At 55.9% G+C, this 19,950-nt stretch carries 23 protein-coding genes; 9 read left to right on the top strand and 14 right to left on the bottom strand.

Annotation, left to right across the window (positions count from 1 at the left end; translation table 11 throughout):
* Positions 1–6 precede the first annotated feature (6 nt).
* From AC3WTM_RS13605 to AC3WTM_RS13580, 6 genes are all read left to right on the top strand, one after another.
* The gene (locus AC3WTM_RS13605) at positions 7–852 is read left to right on the top strand and encodes a phage tail protein (protein WP_102668847.1); all 846 of its coding nucleotides are present in this window, start codon (positions 7–9) and stop codon (positions 850–852) included.
* Positions 827–1,033: a tail protein X gene (locus tag AC3WTM_RS13600; RefSeq protein ID WP_102668846.1), complete on the top strand. Its 207-nt coding sequence runs from the start codon at positions 827–829 to the stop codon at positions 1,031–1,033. Before AC3WTM_RS13605 ends, AC3WTM_RS13600 begins: the two co-directional genes overlap by 26 nt.
* Positions 1,034–1,115: 82 nt before the next feature.
* On the top strand, positions 1,116–2,165 hold the full coding sequence (locus AC3WTM_RS13595; protein WP_102668845.1) for a phage late control D family protein: 1,050 nt from the start codon (positions 1,116–1,118) through the stop codon (positions 2,163–2,165).
* Positions 2,166–2,199: 34 nt separating this feature from the next.
* The gene (locus AC3WTM_RS13590) at positions 2,200–2,763 is read left to right on the top strand and encodes a glycoside hydrolase family 19 protein (protein ID WP_102668844.1); all 564 of its coding nucleotides are present in this window, start codon (positions 2,200–2,202) and stop codon (positions 2,761–2,763) included.
* Complete coding sequence (locus AC3WTM_RS13585; RefSeq protein WP_102668843.1) at positions 2,745–3,287, top strand: lysis protein; 543 nt, start codon at positions 2,745–2,747, stop codon at positions 3,285–3,287. The genes AC3WTM_RS13590 and AC3WTM_RS13585 overlap by 19 nt, the downstream gene beginning before the upstream one ends.
* Positions 3,288–3,436: 149 nt before the next feature.
* A complete protein-coding gene (locus AC3WTM_RS13580; RefSeq protein WP_102668842.1) occupies positions 3,437–4,231 on the top strand; it encodes a DNA adenine methylase in 795 nt (264 codons plus the stop codon).
* A 180-nt stretch (positions 4,232–4,411) separates the two neighbouring features.
* Here AC3WTM_RS13580 and AC3WTM_RS13575 read toward each other — a convergent pair whose 3' ends face one another.
* The 8 genes from AC3WTM_RS13575 to AC3WTM_RS13540 all read right to left on the bottom strand — a co-directional run bounded on the left by AC3WTM_RS13575 (position 4,412) and on the right by AC3WTM_RS13540 (position 11,019).
* Positions 4,412–5,335, bottom strand: coding sequence for a DUF4062 domain-containing protein (locus tag AC3WTM_RS13575; RefSeq protein ID WP_102668841.1), 924 nt, complete (start codon positions 5,333–5,335; stop codon positions 4,412–4,414).
* Between the two features lie 74 nt (positions 5,336–5,409).
* Positions 5,410–6,006: a hypothetical protein gene (locus tag AC3WTM_RS13570; RefSeq protein ID WP_102668840.1), complete on the bottom strand. Its 597-nt coding sequence runs from the start codon at positions 6,004–6,006 to the stop codon at positions 5,410–5,412.
* Positions 6,007–6,169: 163 nt separating this feature from the next.
* Positions 6,170–6,538, bottom strand: coding sequence for a helix-turn-helix domain-containing protein (locus AC3WTM_RS13565; RefSeq protein WP_146023678.1), 369 nt, complete (start codon positions 6,536–6,538; stop codon positions 6,170–6,172).
* Positions 6,539–6,936: 398 nt separating this feature from the next.
* Positions 6,937–7,437: a hypothetical protein gene (locus tag AC3WTM_RS13560; RefSeq protein ID WP_102668839.1), complete on the bottom strand. Its 501-nt coding sequence runs from the start codon at positions 7,435–7,437 to the stop codon at positions 6,937–6,939.
* Positions 7,438–7,526: 89 nt separating this feature from the next.
* A complete protein-coding gene (locus tag AC3WTM_RS13555) occupies positions 7,527–8,396 on the bottom strand; it encodes an HNH endonuclease (RefSeq protein ID WP_102668838.1) in 870 nt (289 codons plus the stop codon).
* A gap of 120 nt (positions 8,397–8,516) precedes the next feature.
* The gene (locus tag AC3WTM_RS13550) at positions 8,517–10,160 is read right to left on the bottom strand and encodes an SH3 domain-containing protein (protein ID WP_102685543.1); all 1,644 of its coding nucleotides are present in this window, start codon (positions 10,158–10,160) and stop codon (positions 8,517–8,519) included.
* A gap of 118 nt (positions 10,161–10,278) precedes the next feature.
* Positions 10,279–10,566: a hypothetical protein gene (locus AC3WTM_RS13545; protein ID WP_146023677.1), complete on the bottom strand. Its 288-nt coding sequence runs from the start codon at positions 10,564–10,566 to the stop codon at positions 10,279–10,281.
* A gap of 243 nt (positions 10,567–10,809) precedes the next feature.
* On the bottom strand, positions 10,810–11,019 hold the full coding sequence (locus tag AC3WTM_RS13540; RefSeq protein WP_102668836.1) for a hypothetical protein: 210 nt from the start codon (positions 11,017–11,019) through the stop codon (positions 10,810–10,812).
* Between the two features lie 532 nt (positions 11,020–11,551).
* Between AC3WTM_RS13540 and AC3WTM_RS13535 the strand changes: the two genes are divergently transcribed.
* Together AC3WTM_RS13535 and AC3WTM_RS13530 are read left to right on the top strand one after the other, a co-directional pair.
* The gene (locus AC3WTM_RS13535) at positions 11,552–11,932 is read left to right on the top strand and encodes a DUF6124 family protein (protein WP_102668835.1); all 381 of its coding nucleotides are present in this window, start codon (positions 11,552–11,554) and stop codon (positions 11,930–11,932) included.
* Positions 11,933–12,036: 104 nt separating this feature from the next.
* Positions 12,037–12,258 carry a hypothetical protein gene (locus AC3WTM_RS13530; RefSeq protein WP_102668834.1) on the top strand — a complete coding sequence of 74 codons (222 nt, stop codon included), beginning with the start codon at positions 12,037–12,039 and terminating at the stop codon, positions 12,256–12,258.
* A gap of 68 nt (positions 12,259–12,326) precedes the next feature.
* Here AC3WTM_RS13530 and AC3WTM_RS13525 read toward each other — a convergent pair whose 3' ends face one another.
* The 6 genes from AC3WTM_RS13525 to AC3WTM_RS13500 all read right to left on the bottom strand — a co-directional run bounded on the left by AC3WTM_RS13525 (position 12,327) and on the right by AC3WTM_RS13500 (position 17,991).
* Positions 12,327–13,085 carry a transporter substrate-binding domain-containing protein gene (locus AC3WTM_RS13525; RefSeq protein WP_371918570.1) on the bottom strand — a complete coding sequence of 253 codons (759 nt, stop codon included), beginning with the start codon at positions 13,083–13,085 and terminating at the stop codon, positions 12,327–12,329.
* Positions 13,086–13,199: 114 nt separating this feature from the next.
* Positions 13,200–14,123 (bottom strand): copper homeostasis membrane protein CopD, encoded by a 924-nt coding sequence (gene copD / locus AC3WTM_RS13520; protein ID WP_102668832.1) that lies wholly within the window; start codon positions 14,121–14,123, stop codon positions 13,200–13,202.
* A 3-nt stretch (positions 14,124–14,126) separates the two neighbouring features.
* Complete coding sequence (gene copC / locus AC3WTM_RS13515) at positions 14,127–14,510, bottom strand: copper homeostasis periplasmic binding protein CopC (RefSeq protein ID WP_090454177.1); 384 nt, start codon at positions 14,508–14,510, stop codon at positions 14,127–14,129.
* Between the two features lie 52 nt (positions 14,511–14,562).
* A complete protein-coding gene (locus tag AC3WTM_RS13510) occupies positions 14,563–15,465 on the bottom strand; it encodes a copper resistance protein B (RefSeq protein ID WP_102668831.1) in 903 nt (300 codons plus the stop codon).
* Between the two features lie 10 nt (positions 15,466–15,475).
* Entirely contained in the window at positions 15,476–17,182 is a 1,707-nt protein-coding gene (locus AC3WTM_RS13505) for a copper resistance system multicopper oxidase (protein WP_102668830.1), read from the bottom strand.
* A gap of 107 nt (positions 17,183–17,289) precedes the next feature.
* Positions 17,290–17,991: a murein L,D-transpeptidase catalytic domain family protein gene (locus tag AC3WTM_RS13500; RefSeq protein WP_102668829.1), complete on the bottom strand. Its 702-nt coding sequence runs from the start codon at positions 17,989–17,991 to the stop codon at positions 17,290–17,292.
* Positions 17,992–18,072: 81 nt separating this feature from the next.
* Between AC3WTM_RS13500 and AC3WTM_RS13495 the strand changes: the two genes are divergently transcribed.
* Positions 18,073–19,827, top strand: a complete 1,755-nt coding sequence (locus AC3WTM_RS13495; RefSeq protein ID WP_102668828.1) for a L,D-transpeptidase family protein — start codon at positions 18,073–18,075, stop codon at positions 19,825–19,827.
* Positions 19,828–19,950: the final 123 nt, after the last annotated feature.

Genomic DNA, 19,950 nt, shown 5'->3' with positions numbered 1-19,950 from the left:
GAGCCCATGGCTTACATGGAACAATTGCAGGCTGGCCTCAAGTACCTGGTCGACGCCGGGGAGTCCGGACGCCGCAGTGCGGACGGCATGCTCGGCCCGGTCAATGGAGCGATCCGGGAGATTACCGGCGCCGCGTCCGAGCTGGAAAGCATCCCGTTCGTGGGGCCGGCAATCGGTGCCAAGCTGCAACGGGTTATGCGCGGCGTGAATGCGGCGCAAGCCAAGGTCGGGCAGGTAGTGGCCACCTACGGCAGGGCCACCCGGGCCGCCGCCGAAGTGCAGGAGCGCTTGGGGACGTTAAAGGAACAGGCGGGCAAGGCGGCGACAGCGATCAACAAGATCGCCGGCAAGGTCAGCCCGTCGCTGGCCAACATTGTGCCCACCAGTGCGTTCGCTACCGATGGCACGCCGGCGCCGGAGGCGGTGAAGCCGTTTCCGCACCTGCTGATCATTCAGCCGCAGGATCCCAAGGCGCAACCGTACTACTTCAACCTGGACACGGCGGCCTTCGATGAACTGTCGCGCTCGACCGAGTTTCGCTGGGCCTCGCAAGAGCGCCTGTCGCGTCGGCCAGCGCAACAGGCGGTAGGGGTCGGTGAAGAGAAAATCACCCTGAAGGGCACGATTTATCCGGGCTTCAAGGGGGGACTGAAGCAGCTCGATACCCTGCGCAGCATTGGCGCTCAACTGAAGCCGTTGACCCTGACCACAGGTTACGGCGATGTCATGGGCACTTGGTGCCTGAAGAGCATCACGGAAGAACAGGGCGCGCTGATGCACGGCGGGATTCCGCGTAAACAAGGGTTCACTCTGGAGTTTGGGCGCTATGGCGACGACATGCAGAACGTCTGATGGGGATCTTCTGGACACCATCTGCCATGACTTTTATGGCCACCTGGTGGGCAGTGTGGAAGCGGTGCTGGATGCCAATCAGGGTCTGGCCGAAGAGCCGCAACCCTATCGAGCCGGCGTGGTTATCACGCTGCCGGATCTGGCGACGCCGGTACAGGAACAGGTCACGCTATGGGATTGATGGTCTACACTCGTGTCGCTTGATAACTCAAGCTCCTTACTTTCATACCCGCCTTGTGCGGGTTTTTTTTTGGAAAAATTCCATGACCCCTAGGTTTCGCATCGTCGCCAATGGAGCCGACATTACGGCCTTGATCAATGATCGGCTGATCCAGCTGCGCACCGTGGACAAGCCTGGGATGGAATCCGACGAGTTTGAATTGCGCATCGATGATCGCGATGGCCAGGTGACCTTGCCGTCACGCGGCAGCGCCATCGAGGTCTACCTCGGCTACGCCGAAACGGCGCTGGCCCGCATGGGCCGCTACGTCGTTGATGAGGTCGAGGCCTCGGGACCGCCGGACACGTTAGTGATCAAGGGCAAGGCCAGTGACATGCGCGGCACTGGCAAGACCATCCGCAGTGGTAGTTGGGAAAACGTACCGCTGTCGACCGTCGTGACCGACATTGCTGCACGCAACGGCTGGCAGCCGGGGTGTCCGGTGTCGACCAAGGTGGTCCGGGCAGATCAGCTCAACGAGTCCGATTTTAACTTTCTCACTCGTCTGGCCAAGCAGTACGACTGCACGGCCAAGGTGGCTGAGGGCAAGCTGCTGGTGATGCCACGCCAAGGCGGGCAGAGCGCGAGCGGCAAGGCCTTCGGCGCCATCACCCTGACGCGCAGCGATGTCAGCCGCTGGCAGTTTCGGTTGGGGGATCGCAATGCGCACAAGGCCGTGGCGACCAAACATCAGGACAAGAAAAACGGGAAGCTGGTGGTGGTTTCCCTGGACAACGACGACGTACCCGACGGCCTCCCAGCGGTGCACACCGACCGGCATATCTACCCCAACAAAACCGCTGCCGAAGCGGCGGCCAAGGCCCGCTTGGCCGCATTCAATCGCTCCGGTGCCGGTGTGCGTCTGGAGATGCCCGGGCGCACGGACATTTTCGCCGAGCGATCGATCAATGCCCAGGGCTTCAAGGACGGGCTAGACGGTGAGTACCTGACGGATTCGGTCGAACAGGTTTACACCCAATCCGGATGGTCGACCACCGTGGAGTGCAACGGCGGCAAACAGGGTAAAGCCAAGGCCAAGGGCAAGAAGAAAAAACAACCGCAAGACCTGAAGGTGGTGCAGCTGAATCAATAGCGCCGTCTTCCGTCCCAGAAATAGGAGCAAGCGAATGCCACTAACTGAGCAACAACTCCAACGCATCATGCCCAACGCCCGCCGCCAAGCGGGCGTTTTTGTATCCGCGCTAAATGCCGCCATGGTCCACCGGCAAATCAACACGCCGAAACGCCAGGCCGCGTTCCTCGCGCAGGTCGGGCACGAATCCGGCCAACTGCAGTACGTACGTGAACTGGGTGGTGACCAGTACCTGGGCAAATACGACACCGGCAATTTGGCCATGAAGCTGGGCAACACCCCGGAAGCAGATGGTGATGGCCAGCGCTATCGCGGTCGCGGCCTGATCCAGATCACCGGCCACAGCAACTACCTACGCTGCAGCCTGGCGCTGTTCGGCGACGAGCGATTGCTGCGCACCCCTGAGCTGCTCGAGCTGCCGCAATGGGCGGCCGAGTCAGCCGCGTGGTTCTGGTGGATACGTGAACTGAACGTGCTGGCGGATCGGGGCGAGTTCGAGGCGATCACCCGCAAGATCAATGGCGGCCTCAATGGCCTGGCGGATCGACTGCAGCTGTGGGAGCGGGCGAGGGCGGTGTTATGCGTCTCGTCGACCTGATCCCGGCGCCGTATCGAGTGCTGGCCATCAGTGGGCTGCTGGCCGTAGTGGGCGGTGGCTCTGCCGCATTAGCTTGGCAGGTGCAGGACTGGCGTTACGGTCAACAGCTGGAGCAACAAGTCCGTCTGCACACCGACACTCTCAACCAACTGACCTTGGCCGCAGCCGCGCAACAGCGCGTTGAACAAGACAAACGTCTGACCCTGGAGCAGCGGCTTTCCGCCAGTGAACAAACCCACTACCGAGCCCTGAGCGATGCCCAACGTGATCAAGGTCGCCTGCGCGACCGTCTTGCCACTGCTGATCTGCGCCTGTCAGTCCTACTCGACGCCACCGATTCAGCCAGCGGCTGCGCAATGTCAGCCACCACCGCCACCGGCGGCGTGGTTCATGGCCCCACAAGAGCACAACTTGACCCAGCGCATGCTCAACGAATTATCGGCATCACCGATGCCGGTGACCAAGGACTGATCGCCCTCGCGGCCTGTCAGGCGTACGCCAAAGAAATCTCAACACCGAAGTGAAAAGAGCGACCGGTCTGGATGCGTCAACATCCAGCCCGGCCGCCGTCCCTGCAGATCGTCCCTGCAAGTCCAGCCAAGGCTCTTACTCCGTGCACGAAGCGCGGCGAGCCTAGCACCTGTTTATCCATACAGTAAAGGTCTTGCTATTTATGTCTACTCCCATCATCCCTTGGATGGGCGGCAAACGCCGTCTGGCCGACCGCCTCATTCCGCTCTTTCCGCCTCACGAGTGCTACGTCGAAGTCTTTGCCGGCGGTGCCGCGCTGTACTTCATGCGGCCCCAAGCTGCGCCCGTTGAAGTCCTCAACGACATCAATGGCGACCTGGTGACGCTGTATCGCGTCGTGCAGAATCACCTTGAAGAGTTCGTGCGCCAATTCAAATGGGCGCTCAGTTCGCGCCAGGTGTTCGAATGGCAGAAGATGACCCGCCCCGAAACCCTCACCGACATCCAGCGCGCCGCAAGATTTTTTTACCTGCAGCACCATGCCTTCGCGGGCAAGGTCACCGGGCAGACGTTCGGTACCGCCACCACCGGCCCGGCCATCAATCTGCTACGAATCGAGGAAAACCTCTCGGCCGCCTGGCAGCGCCTATCCGGCACCTATGTCGAAAACCTTCCCTGGCTGGATTGCGCAGAACGCTACGACCGTGCGCACACCTTCCATTACATGGATCCGCCGTACTGGCAGACCGCCGGCTATGGGGTGGACTTTCCGTTCGAGAACTACGAGCGCATGTCTGATTTCATGCGTCGCTGCAAAGGCAAGGTGATGGTTAGCATTAACGATCACCCAGATATTCGGCGGGTGTTCGAGGGCTTCCACTTTGAGACGCTGGATATTCGTTACAGCACCACCAACCAGCGGCAAGGAAGGGCCGAAGTCAGCGGAGAGCTGGTGATTATGAACTGGGCCCCGGCCTCTTTGGGAGGGCTGTTTTAGTTACTAAACTTGGCCGCTTCCATCGCCTTTTCGTTTCGGATGAGAAGTGAGCAGTCGAAGCAAAATCAGGATCGAGGAGGCCCGGGGCGCTCAATAAGGTCACTAGGTGAGGCTTGAACGCAGGCTTGCACTTGGGCTAATGGAATAGGGCTCCCAATGTGGGAGCCTAAAGCCCTGAAATTACTCTACTCGTCTGTCTGAGTATATCTCTGCGATTGCACCTTCTACTCTAAATTCATCCATGTATAGTAGGGTGCTGTGACCTATGTCGGTTTTGTAAACTTTTACATTCGGTTGAATAATGATAGTCGGTGCTTTTGACCCGTACATCACTGGCAATACGAAGTCCTTATGGGCAATTTTTATCTCGCCGAGATGCGCAGTATGACCTATTAGCTTTTTAGGTTGGCCTTGCTTAATTGCCCCCGCTTCCCAAGCATCGTATTCAGAGGGAGTAGCAGGTTTCAAAGCTTCATTAAATAGTGCCAGCACTGAAGATTCTAATCGTTGAGAATCTTCTCGAGCTTGTTTAGCTTCGATACCAAGTTCAATGGTTTTTTGCCGCGCTTGGTTTAATAGTATTTGCCCTTTTGGGGTAAGCTCCGAGTTGCCCCTCACCCAGCCAAGTAGTCCTTCGTCATTTTTTGCCTGATGAAGTGAAGCAGTAATTTTCATAGTCAGCTCATGTAGATTGTTCCACATGTTGCAGTGCTGAATGTCCAGAATTTTAATTTTAAACTTTTGTAGTAGGTCGATTTTTTCTGGATCAGTTTCGCAATTTTTTTGCGGGAGGTTTCTTGGGGTCTCGTGTATAAATGCGAGTACAGGTTTTCCTTGGCTGAGGGCGTAGTTATATTCTTCCTCTGTATAGCTTATGCCGCTTGGTGAGAGACTTCCATATCTTGCTGCTATCACTAAAAGGTAAATGTCGCTAGCGTCAATAATTGGTCTGATAAGGTCTAATTGATTTTTAGAAGATGCCACAAAATTTTCCATTCCTGCTGGAATGAAATCATTTCGTAAAAGTAACTGAAAGATTTCCTGTCTTTCGTCTATTAGGTCGGTATATGTTGATCCAATAAAAACTTGATATTTTCTTTCCATAAAATAACCTCAAGCTCGGTAGTGTGAATATTCTGCTATTTTTGTTTTCTAAGTGGATTCAGTTTCAAGGGCTTTTATCGCTCCCTAGGAAAGAATTTTTCCTCGACCTGATGAACGAAATCCGAATAAAAACTGAACCCTAATTTTGCTAAATTTATGGGGCTGAGGTCATCAACGGCTTTTCCTAAATGCATCGTAGGAGGGTTGTATCGTTGTCCGCAGGTTTCAACGGCTATCGCCACGGGGCGTGGTGGAATTACCGTTGCTGTAATGGGATCCCCTTTGTAGGCAACCAAACCCTCCTTCGCGTCCAGGTGCAGATGCTCAATGTACCCACCTCTGGACCCTACAAAATCGTAGACAGTGTAACCGGGCTCCAGTTTGGCAAGATCTTGGATGGTGTGATTGTCGGCATCGCGAGCATGTTTCAAATAACGGAGCAGCATGTCTTTTCTTCGCAATGCATGAAATTTTCCTTGCCAGGGTTGAAACTGAGCCTGATGCGGTGCACATGTTCGTTCGGTTTTGGTCCATACCTTCTCTAGGCAGGACAAAAACTCGCGCCATTCTGCCTCAAACTCGTCCATTTTAGTGGCGGCAGTCATAGCATCAATTGCTCGAGATGCTGACCATAATTCTGCCTTTGCTTGGCGAAGCGGCTCGTTGGCCATATGGCGATATCTTCCTTGGTTTATTGGTTTGGTTCATGGCAAAACGTGAGCCGTATCATACTGCTGTACACCGGACTCGTTGCTAGAAAACTCCGCTTTTGGCGACCACAAGCAGTGTACTGATCCACAGAGGGGGAGGCGTCCAATAAACGGCAAAAGACAGCTATTCGATCAGATGAAAATCGTCGCGCGTCCTGGGATCTTGGGTACTACCTCGGCAGTTATGCCCGCGCATGGGTTTCAGTCCTGGCAGAAACACCAGGCCCTCCGCTTCTAAAGCGAAGGACAAGGCTTGCATCGTGACCTGGCGTAATGGTCGCCTGTTTTCTTCAAGGTCTCTAATTGCCCGAACTGAAACGCCAGACCGGAATGCGAGTGCCTCTATTGACCAATCCAGCATGGCGCGTGCAATCGCGCAGTGGTCTGGCGAGAAGGCTAGCGGCAGGTCATTTATTGAAAAGCCAGCTCCCCATTCGATTCCCAGCTCCTTCAATGCTCTGATCTGCTGCAGGTCGATGATTTTTCCGGGCATCACATGAGTCTCTGCGTACTGTTTATTTGTACAGTAGAGCATGAGAGAGAGACCGAGGATAGTGCGTCACGCGAAAACGGGACCAGTCCCGGCAGTGCGGGAGATCTATACAACCGGGCGTGATCAACTGGGGAAGGTGGTGTGGAAATAGTGCTGGGGTGATCCGTCGGCGGGACAGGAGATATAGTCTAAAGCGTGCTGATGATCGTAGAGGCGCTGGTGTCTGTTTTTGCTTGTCTGGAATCTGAGAAAATCAGAAACAGACACCTTAACAGACACCAAGTTGAAGCGGGGAAGGCTGGAGGCCTTGAAAATAGTGGAGCGGTGAAGGGAATCGAACCCTCGTTATCAGCTTGGGAAACTGATAACGAGGAATTGTCCGATTACAGGGGCGTAGATTATTGCCAACGTTCTTTGGTAAATTCGCCAAGTAAGCTCTGCCTGTATTTGAAAGCCATGTAGGCGGTCGCATCTGAAATACCTTTCATTTCTGCACCGCTAATTATTATTTTCCCCATGAACAGCATGTGAAAAGCATACAGGGATATAGACTGGGAAAGTTTCTCATCTATTTTTTGCTGAAGAGCGATGATGTAAGTGTTTTTGAGGTCGTTGAAATCGGAAAATCGTGCGTTATTACTTGAAGTGAATAACGATATTAATTTGCTAGCGGAAGGGTTTTTAATGACTAAAGGTTGATCGAATTTTGTTTTGTTAAAAATATAATTCCCTGTTGCTGCATTCATTGAGGAATAATTTGGGTAAGAAGACATTAGGGTTTGACATTTTTCAGTGAACTCTTGAAGGGTTTGCTCGCGTATAATTCCATTGTTGAAGTAAGTTGAGAGCAGCTCTTTGGCTTTTGTTTCGCATTCTTCTTTCTGTTTTGTTATGTCCATAATGATTCCAAAAATTCTTAAGTGTTTTAGAGTTTTAGTCAAGAGATTTGAACTGTTGCCTATTTGAGGTTACATCCCTACAGCCAAACCTAATTTAAATTTTTCCTGAACGTTAGAGCAGCCTGGCTTGGGTGGTCTGACACGTTTTTAGGAAGGATCAAAAGTTGCCCTTCCAGCGAAGAGTACTCGCTGTATTTCAGTCGATCAGAAATTCGAATCGCCAAACTTTCTGGCTCTATCCAGAGCATCCCAAAATCGAACAAGGTGTGAATATCTGCTCGAAGTAGCAAGCCGTTGGAGACCACGTCCGTTTGGTCACCTAGGTAGGGGTGGATATGAGCAGCCTCAAGTATTGGCTCGATCTCGCATTTCGTCACGGCGCAACGCCCCTCGTAAGCTCTCAGCAGAATTTTCCTGAATCGAGTTTGGCCGCGTCGCCGAACAATAGAGGTGAGAGTCCGCTCGCGTGCGTCCTTGGAGTCAGAGGGGTCAAATGCACCCAGGGCATCTTCCTTTCGCTCAATTTCCTTCAGACTGGTATCTACGCTCTCGGTACCTTCGCGTCTTAAAATGAAGGATGTGGCTTTTGAGTCCAAGTTCGAATGGCTTTCATAAAAGAAAGCTCCCTGATAGCGGAAACCATAGGCCGGATATTCGAGTTTATTCCGGCGATAGAAAACTAGTAGTTCCAGTCCACGTTCCTTGTGCTCAAGAATTAGGTGGTCTGTTCGCCTTTCTTTTTGCCCCTGCATACCCAGAACATCGCCCGTTAGGGTGTCAACGTATTGAGTCTGCTCGCGTGGCTTTTCCTCGGTCAAAAATAGCCAAACCGAGTCATATCCCTTGGGTTGAAAAATGCCATTTTTGAGAGTGGCGTCTTTGATGTCGAAAAGCTGCTTGAGATCGTTCCTTGAGTAGATTGCGTCAGGTTTGAGCCGATCAGATGTTAGGTTTCCCATGTGGCTTCCAGTCCCATAACTGCTGGTGGTGATACTCAATTATATAGCTTGCTAGGGATTGGCGAACGTCCCTAGCCCCGGCACTGCCCACAGAGCGGCGATGGAAGTTCGTATCTGTGATCAATACCTTCTGACTTTTTTTAGAAACTTGGTGGATACATATCCATCTAAAACATAACCTTCGTGTTCGTACGAAACCAATAGCCATGTGCGATCTTCTTTTCCGAGAACTGCCACTACGGCATTTTCTGGGAGCTGTAAGATTACTTCTGAATTCATGCTTGGGTCTTCGCGCAAGTTAACATTTGAACCTTTTACTAATCGTATGTCTCCTGGTTTTCCAGAAAGCTCGATGCGGATGAAGTTTCGAATGTCATGAAAGGACTCGGTCTGCGGAACGCGAGCATTAATATCCACAATTCCTTGCCGGAGTGATTCCCAATTGGTAGCAAAATCTACCGAACTTAAAAGAAAGTGTAGCCAGAATAATAAGAACCAAGTCGGAATGCAGGAGAGGTCGACGGATTTGGTTTTTTTGCTTGGTTCTTCTGTTGTTGAAGAGGAGTGTGGTGTTGCATGCTGATCTAGATTGGTGTGTTGAGTCGATGGTCCAGCGTCAAGCCTTGTTTCCTCTGTAAATTCGGCACGGCCTTTTAGTTCATCTAGCAGTGCTTCAACGTTTAAATTTTCGAGTGCCTTGCTAACTTTTCCCGCCTGCGCGAGCCCTAGAGAGGAGATAGACGCCGCCATCGCCTCGCTATGTGTTCCAGACTGGATGAGCTCCAGTGAGGAAATAGACGCCGCCATGGCCGTGTTGAATGCACCAGCTTGGGTTAGCCCCAGTGTGGAAATAGACGCTGCCATGACTGTACTGAGTATGCCGGCAGGATTGACACTTAACGAGGTAATAGAAGCCGCCATCGCCTTGCTGAGTGCGCCTACCCGGGTGATTCCCATCGAGGAAATGGAATCCGTCAGGGCCTTACTGAGAGACCCTACCTGGGTGATTCCCATCGAGGAAATGGAATCCATCTGGGCCTTACTGAGAGATCCGGTCTGGGTGATTCCCATCGAGGAAATGGAATCCGTCAGGGCCTTACTGAGAGATCCAGCCTGGGTGAGTCCTATTGAGGAGATAGCGTCTGTCAGGGCTTTACTGAGAGACCCGCCCTGAGGGAGTCCCATCGAGGAAATAGAATCTGCCAGGGACTTACTGAGAGAGCCAGCCTGGGTGAGTCCTATCGAGGAGATAGAGTCCGTCAGGGACTTACTGAGAGATCCGGCCTGGGTGATTCCCATCGAGGAAATGGAATCCATCTGGGCCTTACTGAGAGAGCCAGCCTGGGTGATTCCCATCGAGGAAATGGAATCCGTCAGGGCCTTACTGAGAGATCCGGCCTGGGTGATTCCCATCGAGGAAATGGAATCCATCTGAGCCTTACTGAGAGATCCGGCCTGGGTGAGGCCTATTGAGGAGATAGAATCCGTCAGAGACTTACTGAGAGACCCGCCCGGAGGAAGTCCCATCGAGGAAATAGAATCCGCCAGGGACTTACTGAGAAACCCAGTCTGGGGGAGTCCTATCGAGGAGATAGAATCCGTCAGGGACTTACTGAGAGATCCGGTTGGGGCAGGAATTATTGAGGACTGCTTATCCGAAAACTGTTCAACGCTATCGTCCTCGGTCTCAATCGAGTGTTTCTCCTCCGATTCGTTTGTATCCAGAGCTTCAGTTTGCCCCAAAACGAAACTTCCCTTTTCCATTCGTTACTCTTCCCATTCCGATATCTGATTATTCAGGTTAAGCCTGGACTATTGCTCTGACCATTGGCGGTTTTTAACGTAAGTCCATAACAAACGCAGCATGTGAATTTGTTCTGGATCAGCTTGGAATGGTAGGAATAGTTGGAAATTCCCAGCTTTCAAGGACAAAACCTCGTTTCACCAAGGTAGCGCGCCAGGAATCGATCAACGATTTGAGATTGCTTGAATCAGCAAACTGTCGTTTCAGTAGTTCCTCTACGGTGAATGCAGGCTCATCTGAGCTATCGAAAACCCGGAATCGCACGCGTTCGCCATAGTCCCAGCGTTCAGCTACGCAGCGCAGTGGGGTGAATGCCGATTCAATGATTGAAGTCGCACTTTCAGCTGTAAGGTGTGAGCGAGCCATGGTTGCTCCTACGATTCTTTCCCAGAAGGGATTGGCAGGGCGTACGGGCGAGTGAAGGTCGTACCAATCATTGTACCATTGACCGTGTAAGCAGGGTTTAAACCAGGTATTCCAAAGTAAGGAATTGCCCGGTTTCACTGACCCAGAGAACCTTACGTTACCCCTTTAGAATCGCGGTGTAATTCTGCTCGGACAGAATTAGGCCCATTGCTGCCTATCGTGAAGGGCTGCAATCGAAAGCAATCAATCCGGCGTCATCATCACCGCGAGTGTCATCCTGATGAACTCTTCATTTTTTTCGATGGCTTCCAGGGCGCCGCGCACGTTGTCGGCGACCTCCGCGGCTCCCCGCTGCTCGACCCAAATCGTAAGCTCCATGATGGCGGCTTCCAGGGCGAGTTGGTTTTCATTGATCTTGAACAGCAGGGAAGGGAGCAGGTCAGCGTGTGGCATTGAGAATCCTCCTTGAAGCATTCAGCTTAGCAGTCGAGGGGGAGAGGGTGACTTACTGCCGCTAGGGAGCTCCCCCTGAAACGACACACCATAAACCGGTAGTGCCCGTGACAGGCCTGTCTCACAGCTCGCTTAAAAGTTGCTACAAGGAGAAGCAATAAAGCGGGATGGGCCAGGTGGGCCGGGGCTGCGGCGGATGGCTACACCCAATCCATCATGGGCGCGACGGAGAAACGGCGGGAGAGCGGGGCGGGTGTGGCGGTGGTTACGGACATGGGGGATCTGGAATCGGTGAGGCTGAGAGGTGGAGGAGTTTATCAGGAATGGTGCTTGTGGGGTTTGGGCATGCCTCAGGGCGATTTAGCAGGCGCTTTTTTCATGTCTGCTGTTAAATTATGGCGGCTGTGCGCGGGGCACTTTCGGGTGCGCCGGGTTCCTAGATCCCCGGTCTTCCACACCTGCGCACAGCTGCCACCCCATCATGTGGAAGTGATGCTGGCAGTTCCTTTGGTTAATTCTAGGAAGGATAACGATGAAAAAGATAACGCCTGACCCTCCGGAAACCGCAATAGCTTCCGACTCTCTCGATCTTGCTCAACTATCCGTTGACTCTCAGCGGGTGGTCAGCAAACGTCTACGAAACCCGAATCACGTTGACCCCGTCTGCCATGTTTTCACCATTCTGCCCAACGTCGATACTGAAACGCTCTTGTGTAATGCCTGCGAAACCCTTGCATCGTTGAACGTCTTGACCACTGACCTGGCTTGCAAGCTCGAAGGTTCAACACGCAGTTTGGCGCTGTCGATTCAGCAACTGGCGGTGGTGGGGGAGTTGTTGGTGAATCGAGCCTTGGACAATGTCGATCCGCAAGGTAGTGGATGTGAGAGATCGCCAGGTGCGCACGATTCCTGAACCAGCGCTGTCACGCCCCAAAGTTTCATGTTGACCGGCACAGACGAGGCATAGGATGACCGCCAAACGCCATGCCCCTCGCTTCAACCCGCAGGAATCAAAAAATGATCGTAAACCTCGTCAAAGTCTCGCTGCTTGCCGGTGCTTTGTTGTTGAGCGCCTGTTCGGGTGTGAGCGCCCATCGTGATTTTTCGGCCGACTCGGTGCAGCCGGCCGGGTTTGGCCCGGGGCCGACCAGCAGCAATCCCGACAAGATGAATTTCCATGGGAGTGCGCTCGGCAATAGCTTCGGCGAATACGGCTCAGGTTTGCTGCACGACGATTGATGCGCGCTCTGCAATGAAGAAGGGCGCTCCTTTAGGGGCGCCCTTCGTTGTGCAAAAAAAACGAATCGTTACTTGGCGCCGGGCACCGCCAGCCACTGCCGCAGAATCTTCTGGTAGTTGCCTGTCGCCTTGGACAGGTGCAGCCACTGATCGACGTACAGCTTCCAGGTGATGTCGTCGCGGGGTAGCAGGTAGGCTTTTTCGCCGTATTGCATGTAGTGCGTGGGGTTGACCGCGCACAGGCCCGGTTTCAGCTTCTGCTGATACAGCGCCTCGGAGGCGTCGGTGATCATCACGTCGGCTTTTTTATCCAGCAGTTCCTGAAAGATGCTCACGTTGTCGTGCAACTTCAATTGCGCCTTGGGCAGGAAGGCGTGGACGAAGGCTTCGTTGGTACCGCCGGCGGGTTCGACCAGGCGAACCGTTGGCTGGTTTATCTGTTCGACGGTCTGGTACAGCGCCTGGTCTTCGCAGCGCACCAGCGGGATTTTGCCGTCGACGTCCAGGATGCTGCTGAAGAAGGCTTTTTTCTGCCTTTCCAGGGTGACCGAGATGCCGCCCATGGCGATGTCGCACTTGCCGGCGAGCATGTCGGGCATCAGGGTTTTCCAAGTGGTGGGCACCCACTCGACCTTGACGCCAAGGCTGTCGGCCAGGGAGCGGGCCATGGCGATGTCTATGCCGGAGTATTCGTCCTCGGCTTTGAGGGTGTAGGGCTTGTAGTCGCCGGTGGTGCAGACGCGCAGTTGTCCCTGTTGCATGACGCTGTCCAGATGCGAAGGTTCTGCCTGGGCGTCAAGGGAGAGTGCGAGCAAGCCGCCGAGCATCACTGCTCTTTTGATTTTCGTCATTGTTATCGGGCTTATGTGCTGGAGTGGTTTTGAAAGGGGAGTGTAGTGAAACTTTCACCAGTGTGAAAAATCAACGCCCCTGAAGATGACTCACTCCACTTCCGGGCTCAACGTACCCAGCCACGCCACCAACCCCAAAATCAATATCGCCGCGGCCATTTCCACCCACACACTGCGCCGAAGCGCATGGGCTGCCACGCGATATTGGCCCTCTCGCAACGACCGCTCCAGCAAGGGGCCAAGATGAAAGCGGTTCAGCGCCGCCAACACCAGCATCCCGGCAAACAGCAGTATTTTGATCGCCAGCAAAATTCCGTAGTGGCTGAGTAAAACCTCATCGAGTTTCGGACCGACAATGAAGAGGTAGTTCACTACGCCTGTCACGGCGATGATCACAACGACCAGCGCCCCGACAAGCTCAAATCGCTTGACTGCGTGAGCCAGCAACCGTATGTGCGCTTCGGTTTGCAGGGTCCGGGGTTGCGCCATCAACGCAAACGCCAGCAGCGCGCCGAGCCAGACACCCGCCACCAACAGGTGCAGGATGTCCGTAGCGAAATGCCAATAACGGCGACTGCCTTCGTCCATGGCGCCATGCCCGCTCCAGGCCAGGCTGGCGAGGGCGATGCCGCCGGCCGTGGCGGCGATCACCAGGCTGATGCCCGGGGCGCGTGGGTTGAGCATCAACGCCAGACCCGCGACTGCTAATGCAATCATCCGCACGGCCCAGGCCAACCCGACGTCCGTCTCGAACAGCATCATTTCGAGGTGAGGGCGCAACTCGGTAACGTCCGATTCACCGCTCATGACGCAGACCATCAGCACCATGCCGGCGATGGACAGCAGCGCGCCGAGCCCGGCTGTTCCCGTCAATAACCGGCGAAAGGGCAAGACTGTCCCGGATTGCCGTTCCTGTCCCTTGAAGCTGTAGAGCCCGAACAGCGCCACGCCAAACAACAACATCAAATCCACATACAACACAAACCGCAGCACGACGTTGGCCGAGTCGCTCATCAATCATTTCACTTTGAAGGTGACGTTGCCGGTGATCGGGTGGGTGTCCGACGACACCGCGCGCCATTCGACCTTGTAGGTGCCGGCAGCCAAGGGCGCTGCCGGGATGATGAACATGGTCTTCGGATCGCTGCCGCCGCTGACTTTGGCCTTGACCGGCATCGGGGCATGGGCCATGCCGGACATTTCGGTCATCAGCAGTTTTGCACCGGAAAACTGGGTGACGAGGTTTTCGGAGAAGTGCAGTTCGATCTTGTCGGGTGATGCACCTTCTACGCCTTCCGCCGGGGTGGAAGAGAGTAGTTTGGGGTGCGCTTGAGCGAGGGTGCTAACAAGCAGGCCGCTGAGCAACGCGACTGCGATAGCGGTGGGTTTGAAGATGCGCATGCAAGGTCCTTTACCGCTCGAAGCGGTTGTTGTTGGTTTTGGGTGAGTCTGTTCAGAACCACATCCGAACACCGAGCACGAGACGGGTTTCGCTGCGGTCCTCGCCTTCGTCGTTGGCGTAATCGGCGGTGTTGCCGTAGGTGCGGTTCCAGGTCACGCCGAGGTAGGGTGCGAATTCCCGGCGGATTTCGTAGCGCAGGCGCAAACCAGCCTCGGTGTTGGACAGCCCGGCGCCGATGCCCCGTTGCGGATCGTTTTTACCGTAGGCGTTGAGTTCGACGGTCGGCTGCAGGATCAGCCGATTGGTCAGCAGGATGTCGTAGTCGCCCTCCAGCCGCACGGCGCTCTGGCCGCCTTCACCGATGAACGCCGTGGCTTCGGCCTCGAAATTGTACAGCGCCATGCCTTGCACGCCGAACGCAGCCCAGGTTTGCGGGGCACCGGGTTTGAAGTCTTGGCGCACGCCACTGACGACGTCCCACCACGGGGAAATGGCGTGGCCCCAAAGGGCTTGGACTTCCGCGTCCTCGGTCACGCCGTTGGTGCGCTCGCCTTCGGAGCGCAGCCACAGGCGGTCAATGTCACCGCCGACCCAACCGGACAAGTCCCAGGCCAGGGTGCTGCCGTCATCGGCGTCCTGCCATTCCAGTTTGTCGGCGAGGAAAAAGGAATTGAGCGTGCTGTCATGTACGTGGTGACCGGCGGGATCGACATACACCGCAGCGCGATCGGCATCGGTCAGCACCGGGATCGGCGTGCGACTTTCACTGGGCGCGGCGGGCTGCATCTGGCCTTCGTCCATGCTTTGCATCTGGCCGTGGTTCATCTGGCTATGATCCATGCCTTGCATCTGGCCGTGGTCCATCTGGCTGTGATCCATGCCTTGCATGTCGTCGCTGGCGGCCATTGCCGTCGAGGTCACGAGTGCGAAAATAAACGGGGTAAATCGAATCATGGGGTGCACCTCATTCTTCCACGCGAACTTCACGGAACATGCCCATTTCCATGTGGTACAGGAGATGGCAGTGATAGGCCCAGCGGCCGAGTGCATCGGCTGTGACCCGATAGCTGCGCCGGGAGCCCGGTGGCATGTCGATGGTGTGTTTGCGCACCATGAACTGGCCGTTCTCGTCTTCGAGGTCGCTCCACATGCCATGCAGGTGGATGGGGTGCATCATCATCGTGTCGTTGACCAGCACGATCCGTACCCGCTCGCCGTACTTGAGGCGCAACGGCTCTGCATCAGAGAATTTCACGCCGTTGAACGACCAGGCAAATTTTTCCATGTGGCCCGTCAGGTGCAGTTCCAGGGTGCGGCCAGGCTCGCGGCCGTCAGGGTCTTCGAAGGTGCTGCGCAGGTCGGAGTAGGTGAGTACGCGGCGCCCGTTGTTGCGCAGGCCCATGCCGGGGTCGTCGAGTTTCGGTGAGGTAGACATGGCTTGCATGTCCACCAGCGGGTTGTCGGTTTCCGAGGCTGGATGGGACTGCATGCCGGGCATATCGCCCATGTCCATGTTGCTGTGATCCATGCCCGCCATGCTGCCGTGGTCCATGCCGCCCATGCCCATGTCATCCATGGTCACCAGGGGGCGCGGGTCCAGTGGCGGCAGCGGCGCAGCCAGTCCTGTCTTCACCGCCAGGGTGCCCCGTGCGTATCCGGTGCGATCCATCGCCTGGGCGAACAGGGTGTAGGCCGCTTCGGTCGGTTCGACGATAACGTCGAAGGTTTCCGCCACGGCGATGCGAAACTCGTCGACGCTCACGGGTTTGACGTGCAGGCCATCGGCGGCGACCACCGTCATTTTCAGGCCGGGGATGCGCACGTCGAAGTAGGTCATGGCCGAGCCGTTGATGAAGCGCAGCCGCAGCTTTTCCCCGGGGCGGAACACCCCGGTCCAGTTCGAATCCGGCGCCTGGCCGTTCAACAGGTAGGTGTAAGTGGCGCCGCCGACGTCCGCCAGGTCGGTGGGGTTCATCTTCATCTCGGCCCACATTTTGCGGTCGGCGACGGTCGGCCCCCAGCCTTTTTCGCTGACGTCGTGGATGAAATCGCCCACGGTGCGTTTGTTGAAGTTGTAGTAATCGGACTGTTTTTTCAGCGTCTTCATCAGGCCGACTGGGTCTTCGTCGGTCCAGTCGCTGAGCATCACCACGTAGTCGCGGTCGTACTGGAACGGCTCCGGATCTTTGGCGTCGATCACCAGCGGGCCGTAGACGCCGGATTGTTCCTGAAACCCCGAATGGCTGTGATACCAGTAGGTGCCGTTCTGGCGCACGGTGAACTGGTAGACGTAAATGCCGCCGGGCTCGATACCCTTGAAGCTCAGCCCCGGCACGCCGTCCATGTTGGCCGGCAGCAAGATGCCGTGCCAGTGAATGGATGTGCTGTCCTTGAGTCTGTTGCGCACCCGCAGCGTCACCGTATCGCCTTCACGCCAGCGCAACAGCGGACCGGGGATGCCGCCGTTGATGGTCATCGCGGTGCGTGGGCTGCCGCTGAAGTTGACCGGGGATTCGCCGATGAACAGGTCGAAATCATTACCGGCCAACACCTGCGGTTCGCCGGGACTGCTGATTGCCCAAGCCGGCGTGCGCCATAACCCGAGGCCGCCGAAGAGCCCGCCGATGGCCAGGCCTTTGACGAAGGTGCGTCTTGAAGTGTGGGAGTGCATGCCGTGTGTTCCGCCCGTCAGCCTGTTGAACTTATCGACAAGGCTAGCAGGCGGTGCCTTTCAGCTGGCTGAGGCGAAGATTACAGTTTTGACAGGTTGGGTGTCGCTTACCGGCGTGAAGTGGACTTTTCCCTTGAGGCCACCGTGTCGCCGCTGCAGTTTATGTAGGAAGATGACTTCAGCCAGCGTTGGTCCGGGTAGTACGAAAACAACAATTGCCCGTCCTTCATCGAATCAATCAGCCGATGGGCAATCGCCGGTCTGACGGCCGGGCAACCCAGGCTGCGGCCGATGCGGCCATTGGCGCGGGCCAGCACCGGGCTGACATAGGGGGCGCCGTGAATGACGATGGCCCGGTCAAAGGCGTTATCGTTGAAGCCGGGCTCCAGGCCTTCCATGCGCAACGAGTAACCGTTCTGGCCGAGGTAGCTTTGCTGGGTGCGGAACAGACCGATGCTGGTAGCGTGGCTTTCGTTGCGGTTGGAGAACAGCGTGGCCATGTTTTCACCGCTGTTGCGGCCATGGGCGACCAGTTCGTGAAATAGCAACTTGCGCCGTTTAAGGTCGAAGACCCAAAGGCGTTGTTCGGTCGAGGGCAGGGAGTAATCGATCACCGCCAGTCGTTGGGCGGGGGCGACACCTTGGGCACGGCTGCATTGAGTCGCACGAACGGCCAGGGCAATCACTTTGGCGTCGGCGCCGGGTGCTGCTTTGACCAGCGCGTTTTCAAGCGAATCGGCGTAGGCTGACGTTACTGAAAGGCACGTCAGTAAAATGGCAAATAAAAGGCCAAAGCGGTTTAGCGCCATAGTCGGGTCTCATCATGATAATTTCGAGTCTAGCAGCGAGCGGAAAACTAGCCGTTTGAAACGGGGGATTAAGGATTATCCATGGTGCAGTTAACAAGGTCATTCGTCATAAGCCGCATGTTTTTTATGGGCTTTCTGATCAGCGGTGCGGCGTTTGGGCAAGTTTCGCCGATTGAGCCGGTATCTGCGGCGAGCAGCACAATCGATGCCGCGGCGCCCGACGACGCGGTCGGCCAAGCGATTCAAGCGACGCTGGAACCGCTGCGATCGGCTTTTCCGCCGGTGCTCACGTCCAGGCGCCATCAGCGTGTGGATGTCAGTCGGGTGGTGCTGGATTTCTATATGCATCGCAACTATCGCGCCGCGTGGACGGATGATCGTGACGTGGCGCAATTACTCAAGAGCCTCGAAGACACCCGGATCGACGGCCTGAATCCGGCGGATTTCCGCATCACCGAACTGGCTCAGGCCCATGAGTCGCTGGTGGCTGCCATGCCTTCCACGGCGCAACGGGCGATGTTCGACATGGCGGCGACTCGCACGTTCATCACCGCGCTGCTGCAACTGCGCCGGGGTAAAGTCGATCCGTCGCGGCTGGACATTCACTGGAATTTCGATCCTGCCGGCGGTAATGCCCACGAGGACATGAGCAACCTGTTCGCCGCCCTCGATGCCCATGACGTTTCGCGTGCATTCGCCGGTGCGCCTCCTCAGGAAGAGATTTACCGCAATTTGCGTGAAGGCCTGGCCCGGTTGCGCCAGGTTCATGATGCGGGCGGCTGGCCGAAAGTCACTGAAGGGCAATCGCTCAAACCCGGCATGGACGGGGTGGCGGTGGCTCAATTGCGTGCGCGTCTGGTGGCGGGCGGTTACCTGGACGCGCACCTGTCGAAAAAAGCCGGTTACGACGACAAGGTAATCGCCGCGGTGAAGAAGTATCAGACCGAGCAATACCTGGGGGTCGATGGCGTGGCGGGGGCGGCGACGCTGGCGGCGCTGAACGTGCCGGTCGAGGCGCGGATCGATCAGGTGCGGGTCAACATGGAGCGCGCCCGGTGGCTGTTGTACAAACTGCAGGGCACGTTTGTGATCGTCGATATCGCCGGATACAAGGTGGCGATGTACCGTGACGGTCTGCCGATCTGGCGTTCGCGAGTGCAAGTCGGCAAGCCGGTGCGCAGTACGCCGGTATTCCAGGCCGAAATCACCTACATCACGTTCAACCCGACCTGGACCGTACCGCCGACCATTCTCAAGCAGGACGTGATTCCGAAAGTCCAGAGCGATCCGGGTTATCTGGCAGCCAACCGGATCCGCGTGCTGGATCGCGAAGGCAATGTGCTTGATCCGTCGAGTGTCGACTGGAGCAACCCGCGAGGCATCCACCTGCGTCAGGATGCCGGCCCCGACAGTTCGCTGGGGCAGGTAGTGATCCGCTTCCCCAACGACTATGCGATTTACCTGCATGACACGCCACACCGCGAGCTATTTGCCAAGACAGTTCGGGCCACCAGTTCAGGCTGCATCCGCGTGGAAAACCCCTTGCAACTGGTCGAGTTGTTGTTTAACGACCCGGTGCGCTGGAACAGCGCCGGGATTCAAAAACAGTTGGCCAATGGCAGGACCGAGAACATTCCGCTACCGGTGAAAGTGCCGGTGTTGTTGGCTTACTGGACCGTGGACCTGAGTAATGACGGGCGGGTGACGTTCAAGCCCGACATTTATGATTACGATGCCAGGGTGCTGCAGGGCTTGAGTCAGCCTACGAAATTGCCAGCTCTGGATTTGCGTCGCGCAGAGATACCGCTGGTGGTGACGGGGCAGAACAAGCTGTAGCGAAAGACTGGAAACGGGCGGTCATGGGCTGATACTTGTAGGAGCGAGCTTGCTCGCGATGGTCGCTAACGATACCGCATGTTTACTGGTTAAACGCAGCGCCCTTGAGTCCATCGCGAGCAA

Source organism: Pseudomonas sp. EU05-FHT14B02, assembly GCF_058791055.1.
The sequence above is the reverse complement of the archived record's forward strand: the minus strand, read 5'-3'. Positions and strand labels throughout refer to the sequence as shown.